The sequence below is a fragment of the Dehalococcoidales bacterium genome, assembly GCA_041652735.1.
Classification (GTDB): domain Bacteria; phylum Chloroflexota; class Dehalococcoidia; order Dehalococcoidales; family RBG-16-60-22; genus RBG-13-51-18.
The window spans coordinates 1-13,479 of sequence record JBAZGT010000027.1; the positions used below are offsets into that span (position 1 = coordinate 1).

At 57.1% G+C, this 13,479-nt stretch carries 14 protein-coding genes; 8 read left to right on the forward strand and 6 right to left on the reverse strand.

Features of this window, described 5'->3' with window-relative positions; genetic code table 11:
* Positions 1 to 635: 635 nt before the first annotated feature.
* Positions 636 to 1,331 carry a Sir2 family NAD-dependent protein deacetylase gene (locus WC370_09370; GenBank protein ID MFA5309675.1) on the reverse strand — a complete coding sequence of 232 codons (696 nt, stop codon included), beginning with the start codon at positions 1,329 to 1,331 and terminating at the stop codon, positions 636 to 638.
* A gap of 204 nt (positions 1,332 to 1,535) precedes the next feature.
* On the opposite strand from WC370_09370, the gene WC370_09375 reads away from it, so the two are divergent.
* Both WC370_09375 and feoB read left to right on the forward strand, forming a co-directional pair.
* Positions 1,536 to 2,249: a metal-dependent transcriptional regulator gene (locus tag WC370_09375; GenBank protein ID MFA5309676.1), complete on the forward strand. Its 714-nt coding sequence runs from the start codon at positions 1,536 to 1,538 to the stop codon at positions 2,247 to 2,249.
* 15 nt (positions 2,250 to 2,264) lie between these two features.
* Positions 2,265 to 4,358, forward strand: a complete 2,094-nt coding sequence (gene feoB, locus WC370_09380) for a ferrous iron transport protein B (GenBank protein MFA5309677.1) — start codon at positions 2,265 to 2,267, stop codon at positions 4,356 to 4,358.
* Between the two features lie 78 nt (positions 4,359 to 4,436).
* Here feoB and WC370_09385 read toward each other — a convergent pair whose 3' ends face one another.
* From WC370_09385 to WC370_09400, 4 genes are all read right to left on the reverse strand, one after another.
* Complete coding sequence (locus tag WC370_09385) at positions 4,437 to 4,625, reverse strand: hypothetical protein (GenBank protein ID MFA5309678.1); 189 nt, start codon at positions 4,623 to 4,625, stop codon at positions 4,437 to 4,439.
* A gap of 605 nt (positions 4,626 to 5,230) precedes the next feature.
* A complete protein-coding gene (locus WC370_09390; protein MFA5309679.1) occupies positions 5,231 to 6,145 on the reverse strand; it encodes a hypothetical protein in 915 nt (304 codons plus the stop codon).
* Positions 6,146 to 6,172: 27 nt separating this feature from the next.
* Positions 6,173 to 6,934, reverse strand: a complete 762-nt coding sequence (locus WC370_09395) for a methyltransferase (protein ID MFA5309680.1) — start codon at positions 6,932 to 6,934, stop codon at positions 6,173 to 6,175.
* Entirely contained in the window at positions 6,931 to 7,944 is a 1,014-nt protein-coding gene (locus WC370_09400; GenBank protein ID MFA5309681.1) for an NAD-dependent epimerase/dehydratase family protein, read from the reverse strand. The genes WC370_09395 and WC370_09400 overlap by 4 nt, the downstream gene beginning before the upstream one ends.
* A 489-nt stretch (positions 7,945 to 8,433) precedes the next feature.
* Here WC370_09400 and WC370_09405 point away from each other — a divergent pair, with 489 nt between their 5' ends.
* Positions 8,434 to 9,651: an MFS transporter gene (locus WC370_09405; protein ID MFA5309682.1), complete on the forward strand. Its 1,218-nt coding sequence runs from the start codon at positions 8,434 to 8,436 to the stop codon at positions 9,649 to 9,651.
* A gap of 112 nt (positions 9,652 to 9,763) precedes the next feature.
* Entirely contained in the window at positions 9,764 to 9,961 is a 198-nt protein-coding gene (locus tag WC370_09410) for a hypothetical protein (protein MFA5309683.1), read from the forward strand.
* A gap of 9 nt (positions 9,962 to 9,970) precedes the next feature.
* On the opposite strand, the gene WC370_09415 is transcribed toward WC370_09410, so the two are convergent.
* A complete protein-coding gene (locus WC370_09415) occupies positions 9,971 to 10,375 on the reverse strand; it encodes a secondary thiamine-phosphate synthase enzyme YjbQ (protein MFA5309684.1) in 405 nt (134 codons plus the stop codon).
* A gap of 685 nt (positions 10,376 to 11,060) precedes the next feature.
* Here WC370_09415 and WC370_09420 point away from each other — a divergent pair.
* The 4 genes from WC370_09420 to WC370_09435 all read left to right on the forward strand — a co-directional run bounded on the left by WC370_09420 (position 11,061) and on the right by WC370_09435 (position 13,476).
* The gene (locus tag WC370_09420) at positions 11,061 to 11,300 is read left to right on the forward strand and encodes a zinc ribbon domain-containing protein (protein MFA5309685.1); all 240 of its coding nucleotides are present in this window, start codon (positions 11,061 to 11,063) and stop codon (positions 11,298 to 11,300) included.
* A 282-nt stretch (positions 11,301 to 11,582) separates the two neighbouring features.
* Positions 11,583 to 11,810, forward strand: coding sequence for a type II toxin-antitoxin system HicB family antitoxin (locus tag WC370_09425; GenBank protein MFA5309686.1), 228 nt, complete (start codon positions 11,583 to 11,585; stop codon positions 11,808 to 11,810).
* A 382-nt stretch (positions 11,811 to 12,192) separates the two neighbouring features.
* Positions 12,193 to 12,888, forward strand: a complete 696-nt coding sequence (locus tag WC370_09430; GenBank protein MFA5309687.1) for a molybdopterin-dependent oxidoreductase — start codon at positions 12,193 to 12,195, stop codon at positions 12,886 to 12,888.
* Between the two features lie 51 nt (positions 12,889 to 12,939).
* Positions 12,940 to 13,476 (forward strand): DUF1648 domain-containing protein, encoded by a 537-nt coding sequence (locus WC370_09435; GenBank protein MFA5309688.1) that lies wholly within the window; start codon positions 12,940 to 12,942, stop codon positions 13,474 to 13,476.
* Positions 13,477 to 13,479 lie beyond the last annotated feature (3 nt).

Genomic DNA, 13,479 nt, shown 5'->3' on the forward strand with positions numbered 1-13,479 from the left:
TGTTCGGGCTAATGGAAGTCCAGGCACGGCGACCCTCGCTCTCCAACGGTTTTATTAAACCAAGGGGGAATCGGTCTGCCGTGCCTTTAAAGCTTATATTACCATCTTTCAAACATACAAGGGGGACGATGTAATTGTACGAACCCCTCTGCCTCTTATCCCCACCTGCGCTAAAGCTTCGGCGGACAAGCCTCTCCCCGCTGGCAGGGAGAGGGACGATAATAAATAGCAAGTTACAAGTAGCAAGTGTCAAGTAACAAGGAAGTGACGAGGGGAAAAGGCGGGGAGCAGAATACAGGGCGGGTTGGTAACCAGTCCCTACAGAGGGGGATAAGGGGAGGTGGGGTTAACTAAAATCCCTCTCTTATCTCCCTTTTTCAAAGGGAGACGCCAATACCCTTAAAATAAAGGGGTCGGCGGCGGGTGAGCTTCATGCCCCCGGGTTGAACGCGGGTTAAAGCCCGCGCCGGAAAGACGTACCTTTACGTTGTTTCTGTACCCGGTAAATGAACCAGGCCGGGGTATGCGGTTCGCGGCCCCGTATCGCGCGGTACGGGGTCACCCTGAACGGGGCATGTTTGCACCGGGATGGTGGTCAAATACAAAGGGAGTATTAATTACACGGCGCGAAGAAATCAATTATTCAACAACTGTTTCAGTATCTTCACCGCCGGCGGCAGGACGTCGCCGATAGCCTCGGAAAAGCGCAGGCGGGCTTCCGCGTCGTAAGGGGTTTCGCCCTGGTTGATGATGACCAGCTTCGCTCCGGACTCCAGCGCCACCCGGGGCATGTCTGCCGCCGGGTAGACCACCAAACTGGAGCCGGCGACGATTAAAAGGTCGCACCGCCCCGAGTGGTGAATAGAGGCATCCAGGTCTTTCACCGGGAGGGAATCGCCGAAGTTGACGACGGTAGATTTCAGCTTGCCGCCGCAAAGGGGGCAGTTCCTTTCCCCCTCCACCCGATCCAATTTAAAGTCGCACGCCAGGCAGCGCACCTTAGTGAGATTACCGTGCAACTCGGCCAGCAGCTCCGGCCTGATGCCGGACTTGAGGTGCAGATTATCCACGTTCTGAGAAATTAGGAACTTTAGCTTGCCCAGCTCCTGCAACTCAAAGATAGCGCGGTGGCCGGCGTTGGGCGCGACGCCCGTCCAGTTCTGCTCCGGGGTGGCCAGCCCTTTATCCCGTCGGGTCCAAAGCCCGTCCGGCCCGCGGAAATCCCTAATGCCGGACTCGGTACTGACGCCGGCGCCGGTGAAGACCACGGTGTAGTCCGAGTCCAATATCAAGTCGGCGAGCTGGGCGATTCTTGAGTTTAAGTCCGTCATACATGCTTCCTATTCCATATTAAGATGATGGTTTGCAGATGTCAAAATAAAGCGGGGTGTCCTTCGGTAAGCTCAGGTTGAGTGGGGGGCTGTCAGCATGACCGCCGCGGAAAATTTCCTGCTTTTTGCCTCTTGACAGCTATGATTTCTCATGCTATTATTTAGGTGTGCCTAAATGTTAGGCGTCCCTAAAAGGAGTCGGGTATGAGCACGAGCACCGAAGAATACCTGGAAGCTTTATACACATTATCCAAGGAAAGCGAGCCGGTCAGCACCAGCGCCGTGTCCCGGCGGCTCAATATCGCCCCGGCCAGCGTCACCGAAAAGATGCACAAGCTTACCGCCGAGGGTTATGTCAACTACTCCCCTTACCAGGGCGTCACCCTCACCGCCAAAGGCTACCGCCTGGCGGAGAAAATGACGCGCAAGCACCGCCTGCTGGAAAGGTTCCTCCACGACGTGCTGAAAATAGGCAAGGACAAAGTACATAAAGAAGCCTGTGAGATGGAGCACGCCCTTTCCGACGAGACGGCGCGCGCCATGTGCCAGGCACTAAAATCACCGGACAGCTGCCCGGACGACGGACAGCTCATTCCCCCCTGCGACCTGGGGTTTTCCAGCTGCGAAGAATGCCGTAAGTGGGGGCAGGACAACCCGGAAAACATCAGCAAGCGCCAGACCAGCGTTATCTCCATGTCCTCCCTGAAAGAGAACCAGGAGGGGCGGATAAGCTTTATCCGGGGGGACAACAAAGTTTTGCGCCGCCTTTTAGACCTGGGGCTGACGCCGGAAACCAAGATTAAAGTCTGCCGCGTTTCCTCCCTCAAAGGCCCGGTGGAAATAGCTTTACGCGGCTCGCGGCTGGCACTGGGCGACGAGATTGCCCGCAACGTATTCGTGGAAAAAATAGCCAACTAGATTGTGAGCGCCTTTATGGCTGATATAGCTTCATCTCATACCTCCGTCCCGGAAAAAGGCAGGGAGGGGGGAAACGGCAAGCGGCTGACCATAGCCCTGGCCGGCAACGCCAACGTGGGCAAGAGCGTCATTTTCAACCAGCTCACCGGCTCACACCAGACCATCGGCAACTGGCCGGGCAAAACGGTGGAAAGCGCCAAGGGCTTCCTGACCTTCGAGGGCTACGACATTACCATCGTCGACCTGCCCGGGATATATTCCCTTTCCGCCTTTTCCATGGAAGAGCTGGTCACGCGAGACTACATCGCCAAGGAAAAGCCGGACGTAATCATAGACGTGATCGGGGCGCCGGTGCTGGAGCGCAACCTGTTTTTCACCCTCCAGCTAATGGAAATGGACACGCCGATGGTGGTCTGCCTCAACCAGATGGACATAGCCGAAACCCAGGGGCTGACCATCGATACGGCCAAGATGTCCGGATGGCTGGGGGCGCCGGTGGTGCCCACGGTGGCCGCGCGCGGCCAGGGCATCCCGGAGCTGATGAAAACCGCCATCGCCGCGGCGCGGCAACCGAGCGACAGCGCCGGGCCAACAGATACTGCCCCGGCCGCCCCGGAAACCGGGATTAAACAAGCTGTTCCGGAAAAATCCCGCGGCAGGCACGGACGAAGACCCGGCCGGCATCATCATCACCGCCGCATGGCGCAGTTCCGCGCCGGCCTGGACGCCGGACTGGACGAACTGACGGACACGGTGGCCGCCGCCAGAATGGACATGGACTACCCGCCGCGCTGGGTGGCGCTCAAGCTGCTCGAAGGGGACACGAACATCACCGAACTGGTGAATAAAAAATCGCCGGAAACCGCCGCCGCCGCCGAAATACTCGCCGGGAAGATAGAAGAGGTCTACAAGCAGCCGCGCTTCGCGGCGGTAGCCTCCGAAAGATACGCTTTAGCCTCACAGATAGCCGCCGACGTACAGAGCCGGATAGAAATCAAACCCAGTTTCACCGACCGTCTGGACCGGCTGGCCACGCAGAAGGTGGCCGGGTATATCGTATCGATAATCGTCATCGGCGGGCTGCTGCTGTGGACTTTCACCGTGGGCAACCTGATCTCCGGGCTGCTGGCCAACGCCTTCGCTTTCTTCCAGCCGGTGGACCCGCTGATTAACGGATCGTTCTGGAGCATCATCTGGAACGGGGTATTCGGGGGGTTCGTGGCGGGGGTAACGCTGGTGCTGCCCTACGTCATTCCCTTCTACCTGCTGCTGGCGGCGCTGGAAGACTCCGGCATACTCACCCGCGTGGCTTTCATGCTGGACAGCGCCATGCACCAGATGGGGCTGCACGGCAAGGCCATCATACCGCTGGTGCTCGGGTACGGGTGCTCGGTCCCGGCCATCGCCGCCACGCGCATCATGGGCTCGCGCCGGGAGCGTTTGCTGGCGTCCTTCGCCATTACGTTCGCGCCCTGCACCGCCCGCACCATCATTATCCTGGGGCTGGTATCCGCGTTCATGGGCATCTGGTGGGCGCTGGCGCTTTACGCAGTGGACCTAATCGTCATGTTTATCGCGGGGAAGATAGCTTTAAGGGTGGTCCCGGGGGATACGGCGGGCCTGATAATGGAGATGCACTCCTTTAAAAGGCCGTCCCTGTCCGTCATATTCAAACAGACCTGGGGGCGGACAAAATCGTTGATTATCCTGGTCTTCCCGCTGTACATGGCGGGGTCGGCGGGGGTACAGTTTTTGTACGCTTACGGTATCCTCCAGCCGGTGAGCAATTTCCTATCGCCGCTGACAGTGAACTGGCTGGGACTGCCGGCCATAGCCGGGATACTGCTAATCTTCGGCTTCGTGCGCAAGGAAATGATACTGCTGACGATGACGGCCATCTTCGGGGCGAACCTAGCGGGAGTGCTGACGCCCACCCAGCTGATAGTGCTGGCGCTGGTGGGCATGCTGTATATCCCCTGCCTTTCCACGGTGGGCATCCTGGCCAGGGAGTTCGGGTGGAAAGCGGCGGCGGCGATGTCCGCCGCCAACCTGTTCGCGGCGCTGCTGATAGGCGGCGCGGCCTCCAAGGCGCTGGAACACATCCTTTAGTCTTCCCTTCCCCCCCATATGCAAAAAAAGACCCCGATGTAAAATCGGGGTCTTAGTGTTTCACCGCCCGGACCGGACTCAGGAAGCGGTATCTTCCGTGTCCGGCTGAGCCACCTGCCGTGTCACCTTACGGTGCTGATAGACCACCGCGAGGTCCTTGATGTGACCGCACTGAAGGCACTGTTCGTACCAGCCGTTATAGTCTTTTTCCAGGTAAAGGTTACCACCGCATTTGGGGCAGCGTCCCGAAGTTTTCAGTTCACCCATAATAGCCCTCCTTTTAAAAGAGCATCCAGCTTCAATTAGCACTCTTGTTATCCGACTGCTAATAATATTTTAGCACTTTTAGAAAGTTTGTCAATAGCTTTGGGGGGGTGATGGATTGGACCAACCCCTTTTCCTCTTATCCCTCTCCCCGTTGACAGGGAGAGGGACGATAGTTGGCCGGATGACTTAAATCTTTATTATCCCTCTTGATTTCACCGGAGTCTTTGGCTTTACGAGAGGGAGACGCGAAATAAGTTCACTTACCTCTCCGCTGGCAGAGCATGGGAAGGGAAAGGGGGCTGGGCGGAGAGGCTGAATCCGCCTCTGCTCCTCCTTTGCGAAAGGAGGACGAATTACCCGATAATTATGGCTAAAGCAAAATCCCCCTTAATCCCCCTTTGTTAAAGGGGGAAACTGGCAAGGGAGATGCCGAGTCCCCGAAACAAGAGGGTGGCGGGGGTTAATATGACCTTTCCCTCCGGCTCCCTCTCCGCTGGCAAAGAGGGAGCGATTGATTGATAAGGTTTGGGGATAGTGTTATTAAAGCCAGGAATGACAACGGGGGGAAAAGGGGAAGGGCGGGTTGGTAACCCGCCCCGGTGATTTCAGGGTTTCTTGGAAGACGGGGCTTCGCTGCCGAAGGGGCGGACATCGGTCAGGATAATGGGGCGGTCGGCGCGGGTAATGGTCAGGGGGCAGTGGGGAAAGCCGCCGGGTATCACCACCGCGGTGGGACGGGTAATAGTGTGCACCTCGGCTTCCTTGCCCAGGGCGATTTCCGCCTCGCCGTCAAACTGGGACAAGTCGTTAACGTTAGTGCCCATGAAACAGAGAATCTCCGGCTTGGGGTGGATGTGGGGCTTATCCGGTATCGGCCCGAAGCGGTAAGGGGCCTTTTTTATGCTTTCACACATAATCAGGTATTCGAACATGGCGGGGTCTTTGGGGGAAATGAAAGCCAGGTAGCCGCCGGAGTCGTCACGGTTGCGGGCGCCGTAGCTCCAGGGCCCCTTGCGGGCGAAGGGTATGTTGGTGATATTCTGCTGGTACTTGGACTTCCACATGTCCCCCGTGCCCGGCTCCTGCCGGTTCTTGAGCGCCGGTCGCGTTTTCATGGAACATGCGGCGGCGGTGGAGACTTCCATGTAGATAAACCTGCGGCTCATCCGGGCGATGGCGGCCGGGTAATGCTGTAGTCCCGCCGGCACGGCCACGGCCGAGGAAGAGGTAATCATGTAGGTCTCGCCCTCTTCACCCAGGTTCAGCTCCACCTCGGCGCCCAGCTCGCCCATGTCATGGCCATCGCCGCCCAGCCAGAGCATCACCTGATTATAATCGTGGGTATGGGGGCGGGGCGGCTCCGTCCCCATATTGCCCGCCGCCCAGTAAGCGCCATATTCGATATTGAACTCCAGCCCGAAAGGCTGCCCGCTGACGGCGGCGACCTGCCGGTAGAAACCGGGGCGGTCGTTTTTAAAATCGAAGGGTATCACGTACTTGCTGTATTTCTTGTCGGCCATCTACTCTTCCTTCTTCAGCTATTCTATCTACCATATACCCGGCAGCAGCGCCTTGCGCTCCGGGGGATAGTCCGGGAAAGTGCGGCGGTACCAGGCATGGTTGGCCCGGGCGCGCGGCAGCAGGTTAGCCACCGTCCAGAAGGCGAAAACGAGGCCGGCCAGCGACCAGGTGGCCAAAGCCCAGCCCACCCAGATGGTCATTTCCCCGAGGTAGTTAGGGCTGGACACCCAGCGGTACAAACGGTGACCGGAAATTTTATAGCCGGACTCGCCGGGCTTGCGGAGGTCGCGCAGGGCCAAATCCGACTCCCTATTAATAACATAGCCAGTGATAAACATAAGCACGCCGACGATGAAACGGGGGTCGCTCAGCCAGCTGTCCGCGTAGCCGCCGGAAAGAGTGAAGACCCAGCGCCCATTGAGGTAGGCATTGACCAGGTTGAACATCAGCCCGAAGCTGACGACCGAAAGCGGCATGCGCCGGGCCTCACCGCGCAGGGAAAAGGGGTAGATAAAGGCCCGGTGGATATAATGCGCCTCCCACAGGAAAAGAAAAATAAGGGTGGGGGCGTTGAGGCGGATATCGCCGATAAAGAAGCAAACGGCAAAGACCACCGGCGAGGCCGCCTCCATGAGTATCCAGCCGAGCTTGCTGCCCACGGAATAGCCCCAGCCCTTCCGGACATGGCGGCCGTAGGGGGCGGCGATGAAAAACAGCGCGATAAGCACCACCACGCCCAGCGCGAACCAGGCGATAAGCAGGATGTTAAAAACAGTAGTTTCTTTCAAGATTTCACCCCGTTTTCAGCTTTATCATTCAGGCGGAGCAGGCCGTTTTCCTGAAACCAGCGCAGCGTATCTTCCAGGGTGGAGCGGAAAGGGCGGGGACTATAGCCCAGCTCCCGGCTGGCTTTATCGTGGCTGATGCGCCGGTTGCTTTCCAGCGCCCGCAAGGAGACGCCGGTATAGAGCGGCCGGCTGCCGTTCAATCTGCTCGCTCCCTGGATAAACGGCGCGCCGATACGCGCCAGCCACAGCGGGCAGACCAGCTTACCGGCGGCCGTGCCGGTGATGTCCGCCACCATCGCGGCGATATCACACATGGAAATCCAATGCCCGGAAAGGAGATAACGTTCCCCGGCCGGGGCCTTTTGCTCCGCCAGCACGGCGCCCGCCGCCACGTCACGCGCATCCACCCAATCGAACCCACCCCTGACCAGAGCGGGAAGCCGGCCCTGGGCCATGCGCAGCAGCGCCTCCCCGATATAGGAGGGCTGGAAATCATAAGGACCGAGGGCGGCGGTGGGATAAACGATAATGGCATCCAGCCCCTGCTCGATACCGCGCCGGACTTCCAACTCCGCGGCGGCTTTAGAGCGGTCGTAGGGGGGACAGCGGCGGGAGGCCACCAGCGGGCGGGACTCGTCCACGGGGGTGGCGAAAGGCTCCTGGGTCAGCGCGTGGATGGAGCTGAAATGAACCAGCCGCCTGACGTTAGAGCGCCGGCAGGCCTCCACCACGTTGCGCGTGCCGCCGATGTTAATCTCAGCGATACGCGGATAGTCCGCCATGGACAGGGAGATGCTGGCCGCCAGGTGATAGACCACATCTACGCCCTGGAAAGCCCGGCAGAGCGAGGCGACATCACGGACATCACCGTTCACCCGTTCAACGTCCAGCCCCTCGATAGCCCGGCAGCTGACATGCACCAGGCAGCGGGTGGGACGGCCGCTCTGAACCAGAGCGCGTACCAGATTTGCCCCGATATGGCCTGAAGCGCCCGTTACTGCTACCGTCATTTGAGCCATTATAGCACAGAGCCAACCGCCGCCGCCAAAAGAAATCTATCCGGGCAGGCAACAAGTCAAAATATCAATTACCGTTCGTCCAGGGGAAGCGGGGATAAGGGGGATTATCTACCGCCCCTAATGCGCTATGGTTCGACAAGTCCCGATTCCTGCGTCATGTCCCGATTCCCTATGGTCATGCGGGACACCGGATGAGGTACGAATCGGTGCGGGATGGCGATAAAATCGTTCACTCACCATGAGCGGCTACGGAGGAAAGGCAGGCTCACCCTGCGACAAGTTCATTGTGAGCGGTAATAATAGTATTAATCACGGCTGTTTTAACATACTGTAAAAAATTGGCACAAGTAAGCGAAAAATGATAGGATTAGTACGAAATACCCAGTGACAGACCATCAATCACCATTTTTTTAAAAACAGCCGGCGGCGGGCCGTTTCCTTCGTTCAAAGAAAATCCAGGCTGCAGATACTCGTGGGAAAATGACCAAAAAACCCGGACCTAACTACCGATGGTATATACTAATCCTGACCATGCTGGCCTATGCCATTATCGCCGGTGTGGCCAGGATGTGCATACCGGTACTATTCAAGCAGATTTCCGATGACCTGGGCTTAAGCGTATTCCAGGTGGGGGTGATATGGGGCATGGACCCCCTGGCGGGGGTATTCGTGGGGCTGCCGGCGGGACTGCTGGCCGACCGCTTCGGGGTAAAGCGCACCATTACGGTACTTTGCATACTGGCGGGGATATTCAGCGCCCTCCGCGGTTTATCCAACAGCTTTGTTACCATGGCCATGACGATGTTCCTCTTCGGGCTGATGGCAGCGGCCACGCCGAGCATCGTCCCCAAGGTCACCACCGAGTGGTTCAGCGGTAAAAGGCTGGGGCTGGCCAACGCCCTGCTTAACATCGCCTGGTCGGTTGGGTCGATACTGGCCAGCCTGCTCAGCGCCACGGTGCTGTCTCCCTGGCTGGGAGGCTGGCGCAACGTTATCTATTTCTTCAGCGCGCCGGCGGTACTGCTCGGCCTGCTCTGGTGGTTTACCGGTAAAGAACCGGAAAGGTCGCAGTCTTCCATTACCCGGGGACAGATATCGTTCAAGCAGTCTCTTTCCCACGTTATCCGCATGAAACAGGTATGGCTGATCGGTATCGCTACCCTTTTTACCTGGGGCGCCAGCATGGGCTTTCTCGGCTACCTGCCGCTTTACCTGCGGAACATCGGCTGGTCGGACGCCGCCGCTGACAGCGCCATTACTGTTTTCAACGGCGTCACCCTGATAGGCTCCATCCCCATGGTGCTGCTATCGGACAAGCTCAAAACCCGTAAAGGGGTGCTGGGGCTGTCCCTGGGTGCGCTGGCAGTCGGGCTGATAGCTTTACCGTATATCAATACCATCGGCGTCTGGCTGATGATAGGCATTTGCGGCTTTCTGCGCAGCGGTACCGGCTCGCTGTTCAACGTGATGATATTCGAGACGAAGAGCATCGGCAGCACCTACGGCGGCACCGCCATCGGCCTGGCCAGCACCATTTCCATGATAGGCGCCTTCATAGCCCCGGGGTTGGGCAACAGCCTGGACTCCGTCAGCCAGGGCGCCCCCTTTGTTTTCTGGGGCATACTGGCGGCCCTGGCCGTTCCGGTGCTGTTCTTCATCAAGACCGACCCCAATAAGTCTTTAGTCGAGACCGGTTAACCGGAACTCCACCCGCGTTTTGTGACGTCTTTGTTACTTTACCGGCGCTTACCGTGACCGACGCGTATCATCCCCACGCCTAAAATAATAATAAACCGGTCAGGCGACAGTCATGGCAAATCACAAGATAAAAGAAGATACATTAAACCAGATGTTCCAGATATGCCCGCAGTGCGGCCGCAAAGGCTTGTACCATATTAAGCTGCATTATCACCGCTGCCGTTTCTGCGGCACCTGCGTTATAGCGGCGCCCGCCCGGGGAGCGCCTTCCCTGCCGGACTACCAGCAGGAAGCGCGGGCATTTCACTAAAGCGCAAGCTCAAGCTTTATCCGCGATTATCTTGACCAGGACACCGCGACTCCGGGGGCCATCAAACTCACCGAAGAAAATGCCCTGCCAGGCGCCCAGCGCCAGCTCCCCGTATTGAATGATAACCGTCGCCGAGGCGCCTATCAGCGCAGCCTTGATGTGCGCCGCCGAATTTCCTTCCGCGTGTTTGTAGTCGCCCCGCCAGGGTACCATTGCCTCCAGCCGCGCCGCGATGTCATCTACAACATCGGGGTCGGCGTGCTCATTAATCATAACGCCGGCGGTGGTGTGCGGGACGTAGACCAGGCAAAGGCCGCTCTCCACGCCGCTTTCCTTAACGATTTCCCTGACCTGAGAGGTAATCTCGATGAAATCCGTCCGCGAGCTGGTTTTCAGGTTAAGTTTGTGTATCAAGGGTTACTCCAAAAGCCTGTTTTTTCTATAGTACAACCAGATGGGATAAGTAGCAAGTGGCAAGGGACAAGGGGAAACGGTTTAGCTTACACTTGGTTGCGGCGCATGCCTCACCGTTTTAGCCTCGCCGTTTTAGCCTCACCGTTTTAGCCTCACCGTTTTAGCCTCACCGTTTTAGCCTCACCGTTTTAGCCTCACCGTTTTAGCCTCACCGTTTTAGCCTCACCGTTTTAGCCTCCTCTCCAAACGGGTCACACGCCAATATAGAAATCAACTGTTTGGAGAGGGGGAAGGAAAATACAACCTCTCCCTCCGGCTCCCTCTCCGCTGGCAGAGAGGGAGAGGAAAAGAGGGCGGGGCGGAGATACTGAATCCGCCTCTGCTCCTCCTTTGCGAAAGGAGGACGATGTATGGGACCTACCCCTTTGCTTCTTATCCCCACCTGCGCTAAAGCTTCGGCGGACAAGCCTCTCCCCGCCGGCAGGGAGAGGGACGATAGTTGGCAGGATAATTAAGATCCCTCTTTTATCCCCTTGTTAAGGCTCAGGGCAAGCCCCGTTACAAGGGGGACGAAATTCCCCCGGATTAAAAACCGTCAACTTCAAAATACCAATTACAAATTACCCGTTCCCCCATCTTGACCCGGCTCCTGAAACACGATAAACTTAAGACAGGAGAAAGTACCATGCCGATTTATGAATATGTTTGCTCCGCCTGCGATGCCAAGTTCGAGGAGATGCGCCCTTTGAGCCAGTCCGGCCAGGACGCGGAATGCCCCAAGTGCCACAAGAGCGCCCGGCGCAAGATGTCCACCTTTGCCGCCTTCAGTACCACGGTAAGCGGTGTTCCCACAAGAGTACCCGGCTCCGGCGGCAGCTCCTGCTCCAATTGCAGCTCCGGCAGCTGTTCCACCTGCGCTTCCTAATACGGGGAGATGATAAGCCATGGCCAGCCCGCGGCGGACCGGCACCGCCAATCTGCCCCTGCACTAAGATAAAGCGCCCCGGCGGCTCACGCCAGACCCCGGAGTAAATCATGACATCCCCTACCCGGTGAACAGACTGACCTACGACCGGTCCATCGAGATGTTCTCCAGAGTTATTCACAAGACCAAACCGGGCTTGAGCGAGAAACAGCAGGCATGCAACAGGCTCCGCCAATTTGTGCTATGATAATATAAAACAATTGACCGCCGGGGAGGTCTCCTATGAAACGTCAACTGAAAATAATCGTCGAGAAAAATGCTGACGGTTATGTTGCCTATCCTCTAGGACTCAAGGGTATAGTGGTAGGGCAGGGCGATACTTATGAAGATGCCCTGGCAGACGTAAAGTCAGCCATCAAGTTTCACATAGAGACCTTTGGCAGCGATATGCTCGAACTGGATCCCCCCATATTGGAAGCATTTATCGCCGAGACCGGAGTTAACGTGTGACACAGAAGTTCCCTATCGATGCCCCGAAATCCCGTGTCATCAAAGCTTTTGAATCTCTGGGATTTAAACTCGTTAGGGAAAAAGAACACGTAGCCATGCTCCGGGATAACCACGATGGCAGCAAAACCCCTCTTACCATGCCCGCCCACCTTCACATCAAGAGCTCAACGCTAAGAACCATTTGTACCCAGGCAGGGATTTCCCGTGCTGATTTCCTAAAAGCGTACAATAAAGTATAAGGCAGCCACATTATCAATTTACCGCTGTTATCAGTTAACTGGCGCATGGGATAAAAGTCACAGCCAACCCGAAGCAACTCCCCCTAGACTTAAAGCAGATACAGGATAAAGCTGTATCCAGTTTTAGCGGGGGATAGACCAATATGCGGAAAAGCAGCATCGTCATGTCCGTTATCGCCGTATTCATTATTATCGCCACCGGCATCGGGGCGACGGCGTGCACGCCGGGTTCCGAAACCACGCAGCTTTCCGGGGTGGAAGTGAGGGAGTACCAGGGCGAGGACCTTTCAGCGGTCAGCAGCTTCCGGGAAAACTCCATCAAGGGCACCCAGCACGTAGATATAAGCACCTACCAGCTACAGGTCAACGGGCTGGTGGCCAACTCCGAAAACCTGACCTATAACGACGTCACCAACAATTTCACCGACTATAAAAAGGTGGTCCGTCTGAACTGCGTCGAAGGATGGTCGGTGAACATTCTCTGGGAAGGCGTGCAGGTCAGGGACATCATCAACCAGGCCGGGGCGCTGCCGGAAGCCAAAGTAGTCATTTTTCACGCCGTGGACGGCTACACCACCTCCTTCCCCATCGAGTACATCATGGACAATCCCATCCTGATGGCCTACAAAATGAACGATATCACCATCCCGGCGGAGAGGGGCTATCCCTTCATGCTGGTGGCGGAGATGAAGTGGGGCTATAAATGGATAAAGTGGATAGACCAGATAGAGCTTTCCGACAATATAAGCTACAAGGGCTACTGGGAGGAGCGGGGCTATTCCAACGGCGGCGACCTGGACAAGGGGTTTTTCGACAACTCCGACATATTTCCTTTTTGACACCCCGGCCTGAAAGCTGTTAATCTTTAGTGTACATAGCTTAGCAGGCAGGTGGCCACCATTAACCCCTCGGACTCAATAGTCAAAACGGAGCCGGAAAACAAACCCCGCTTCCGCTGGATATACGCCGGTTTACCTTTAGGTTTGCTGGCGCTATCCATTATCCTGGCGGCGGTGTTTTACGGCAAACTCACTCCGGAAATAGCCTATCATTTCAACGGCGATACGCCGGACCGCTGGTTCAGCCGCAGCGCTTTCCTGGTCTGGATGCTGACGCCGCAGGTCCTTTTCACCGTGCTCTCCTTAGCCATCGTCAGGATGATGATGCTGGGAGCGCGCTACTGGCCGCAGGATAACACGCCGCTGCGCCGGCTGCTGCCGCTGATGGGCAACATCATGGCGCTGCCGCAGGTTATCATTTTCATTGCAATGCTCCAGTTTTTCCTTTACAATGCTTATCAAACCAGGCCGGTACCGCTGTGGATAATCGCGCTGGCCATTTTGCTGGCGGGCGGCATCTTCCTGGCCGTTTTCTTTTTACGCATCATCCGGCAGGCGCGCCGGCAGAATAAAACTCTCCGGGAGTGATAT

Bases quoted from the DNA above. Each gene is read 5' to 3' on its own strand.
- WC370_09420 (MFA5309685.1), top strand. From the start codon at position 11,061: ATGCCGATTTATGAATATGTTTGCTCCGCCTGCGATGCCAAGTTCGAG.
- WC370_09405 (MFA5309682.1), top strand. From the start codon at position 8,434: ATGACCAAAAAACCCGGACCTAACTACCGATGGTATATACTAATCCTG.
- WC370_09430 (MFA5309687.1), top strand. From the start codon at position 12,193: ATGCGGAAAAGCAGCATCGTCATGTCCGTTATCGCCGTATTCATTATT.
- WC370_09410 (MFA5309683.1), top strand. From the start codon at position 9,764: ATGGCAAATCACAAGATAAAAGAAGATACATTAAACCAGATGTTCCAG.
- WC370_09375 (MFA5309676.1), top strand. From the start codon at position 1,536: ATGAGCACGAGCACCGAAGAATACCTGGAAGCTTTATACACATTATCC.
- WC370_09385 (MFA5309678.1), bottom strand. From the start codon at position 4,625: ATGGGTGAACTGAAAACTTCGGGACGCTGCCCCAAATGCGGTGGTAAC.
- WC370_09390 (MFA5309679.1), bottom strand. From the start codon at position 6,145: ATGGCCGACAAGAAATACAGCAAGTACGTGATACCCTTCGATTTTAAA.
- WC370_09425 (MFA5309686.1), top strand. From the start codon at position 11,583: ATGAAACGTCAACTGAAAATAATCGTCGAGAAAAATGCTGACGGTTAT.
- WC370_09370 (MFA5309675.1), bottom strand. From the start codon at position 1,331: ATGACGGACTTAAACTCAAGAATCGCCCAGCTCGCCGACTTGATATTG.
- WC370_09400 (MFA5309681.1), bottom strand. From the start codon at position 7,944: ATGACGGTAGCAGTAACGGGCGCTTCAGGCCATATCGGGGCAAATCTG.
- feoB (MFA5309677.1), top strand. From the start codon at position 2,265: ATGGCTGATATAGCTTCATCTCATACCTCCGTCCCGGAAAAAGGCAGG.